Raw genomic sequence first — 2,477 nt, 5'->3', positions numbered from 1 at the left:
GCGACAGGCGTGCGTTTCCTCAGTTCGGGCGCGCCGGCCGGACGCTCACCGGGACGACCTTTCGACACGACCGCCGAGGCGCGCTGAAACATGCATCGTCCTCCGTCATAATCGTCATACTTATTACACCAACCGAAAAGAAAGCCAGTTGAAAGCATGATTTGACGCGCCACTGTTACCACCCAGGAAACAATCTATCGTCAAAATCAGCGTTTACCCTGAACCCTCCGATGACTAACATTTGATCAATCGCTTAAGACATGGTGTCGCGAGCGAACTCAATAAAACACCGGAGGTCATCATGAAATCGCTCGTTTCCGCAGTCGTTGCCGCTGCCGCCCTGTCCGCTTCGTTTGGCGCATTCGCCCAAAGCACCGTGACCCGCGCTCAAGTGCGCAACGAACTGGTTCAGCTCGAAAAGGCCGGCTACAAGCCGGGCCTGGCAAGCCCGTACTACCCGAACGACATCCAGAGCGCCGAAGCGCGTGTTCATGGTGCCGACACCAGCGGCTACGGCGCACAACCGGCTCCGGCCGTCCACTCGGGCGCCCCGGCTGCAACGTCGTCGAACGCTCGCGACTCGATCTTCTTCGGCCAGTAAGCCGATGCGCCCTCGGCGGGCGCCGCGCGTCGCGCGATGAAGAAATACCCGGACGAGCCCCCTTGCGGGGCTCGTCTTTTTTATGAAACGCATACCTCCGCCGCCCGGCAACGGGTGGCTTCGCCCGGGCGCCTGGCGTCCGGGCGCTTTTTCATTTGCGAGGGATGCGTGCGAGCACGATGAAGCCGCGCACGCCCGTCAGCGCGGCCCGGCCGCGGCAGGCGCCGAACGCGACAGCACGCGCCACCGCGACAGCAGCTCATCACGATCGACGTAGCAGCCCTGCAGGTGCCGGCGGCCGGTAGACGGGTCGAACTCGGTGCGCGCATGCATCACGCGCCGGTTGTCGAACGCCCACATGTCGCCCGCCCGCAGCCGGCGCTGCACGCGAAAGCGCGGCTCGCGCGCGAGCGCGAGGAACCGCCGGTACGCACGATAGACGGCCGCGACCGAGCCGGCCGGCGCATCGAGCGGCCCGCGCAGGAAGTTTGCGACGCGCACCTCGGTGACGTTGCCGCGCGCGTCGAGCCCGATCACCGGCGCCGAGCAGCGGTAGTCGCTGTTCGCACTCTTGTTCCAGAACTCGAACGGCGTCGACGCGAGCTGTTCAAAATCGGCCGGATGCTCGCGCCGAAGCGCATCCGCCAGCGCGAAGCCGTCGAGGAAGACGCTGTCGCCGCCAGTCGCGTCGTTCGCGAGGCAATGCAGGAATTGCACGCCCGGCTGCAATTCGCGGGTCGGCAGATCGGTATGCGGCGGCAGGTTCAGCGACGTATACGCATTGCTGTCCGGACGCGGCTTCGATTCGACGTCGAACAGCACGCCGAAGTTGCTCTCGCGGATCAGGCCGATGCGGCGCGCGATCTCGTCGACGCGGCCGCGCTCGGCCGGCACGCCTTCGACGAGCGTCAGCCCCGTGCGTTGCAACGCGGCGAGCCACGCGAGCAACGCGCGGTCGTCCTCCATCACGTCGCGCCACGCGAACACGCCGATGGCCGTCGCATCGTCGCCGGCCCACACGTGCCGCCCGTGCGCGGCCTGGCGCTCCGCGCGCGACGCGTCGTCATACGCATGCGCGCGCAACCAGCCTGACGACCACGCGCTGCGATGCCCGTCGTTCCACTCGACATGCAGCACGCCGTCGGTTTCGACGTGCACCGTGAGCGCGGCGAGATCCTCGCGCGCGTCGGCGATCTCGAACACCTGTTCACGCGTGACGGCATGCACGCACGCGGAACACGCGCAGTTGTCGCGCAGCCAGTCGAAATGAAATGGCGATCGTCGCGTGTCGCTCCACTCGACGTCCACCGCGCCATCGGCGATCGTCGCCGCCGCAATGGCCGCGTCGGCCGAAAACGTCCGCCAGTCCTCGATACGGTGTTGCGCTGCCTGCATCGTTGCCTCCCGGAAACGCCCGCTACGCGTGTGGTGCGAGCAGAAACCTGCCGACTGTCCGGTGCATCCGCGCCGCCTGCGGGCTCGTTCCAAGCGCGCGCCAGCAGCCGTGCACCAGCCCCTCTCCCATCCAGTAGTGCGCGGCACCGCCGGCCGCGCGAATCCGTTCGACGTACACGCGCGCATCGTCGCGCAGCGGATCGTGTTCCGCGCCGATCGCGAGCACGGGCGGCAAGCCGTCGAAACACGCCGCCGCGAGCGGCACCGATGCGCGCAACAGTGGGTTGCCGTCACCCAGTGCATCGAGCAAGCCACCTTCCCAGTACAGCGCGCGATAGCGATGGACGTCGTCGAGCGTCAGCATCGGTGCGTGCGCTTCCGTTTCGCGCGCGGGCGATTGCGGTTCGAACCCGAGCATCGGATAGACGAGCGCGATGCCGTCGACACCGCCTTCACCCGCATCGCGCAACGCGGTGGCCAC

Annotated in this window: 3 protein-coding genes; 1 reads left to right on the top strand and 2 read right to left on the bottom strand. The window is 67.1% G+C overall.

Features of this window, described 5'->3' with window-relative positions:
* Nucleotides 1–301 precede the first annotated feature (301 nt).
* Entirely contained in the window at nt 302–601 is a 300-nt protein-coding gene (locus JYJ84_RS34080; protein ID WP_122947809.1) for a DUF4148 domain-containing protein, read from the top strand.
* A 198-nt stretch (nt 602–799) separates the two neighbouring features.
* Here the strand turns inward: JYJ84_RS34080 and JYJ84_RS34075 are convergent, their stop codons facing one another.
* Nucleotides 800–1,996, bottom strand: coding sequence for a TauD/TfdA family dioxygenase (locus tag JYJ84_RS34075; RefSeq protein ID WP_175223161.1), 1,197 nt, complete (start codon nt 1,994–1,996; stop codon nt 800–802).
* Nucleotides 1,997–2,018: 22 nt separating this feature from the next.
* A partial coding sequence (locus tag JYJ84_RS34070; protein WP_205190087.1) for an alpha/beta hydrolase fold domain-containing protein occupies nt 2,019–2,477 on the bottom strand: 459 nt, incomplete at its 5' end.

Source organism: Burkholderia sp. LMG 13014 (assembly GCF_905232215.1).
In the GTDB taxonomy this organism is placed as follows: Bacteria; Pseudomonadota; Gammaproteobacteria; order Burkholderiales; family Burkholderiaceae; genus Burkholderia.
This window is presented reverse-complemented; position numbering and strand designations above follow the sequence as displayed.

What these genes read in the sequence shown, in the direction of transcription:
- JYJ84_RS34075 (WP_175223161.1), bottom strand. Translation starts at nt 1,996, where the DNA reads ATGCAGGCAGCGCAACACCGTATCGAGGACTGGCGGACGTTTTCGGCC.
- JYJ84_RS34080 (WP_122947809.1), top strand. Translation starts at nt 302, where the DNA reads ATGAAATCGCTCGTTTCCGCAGTCGTTGCCGCTGCCGCCCTGTCCGCT.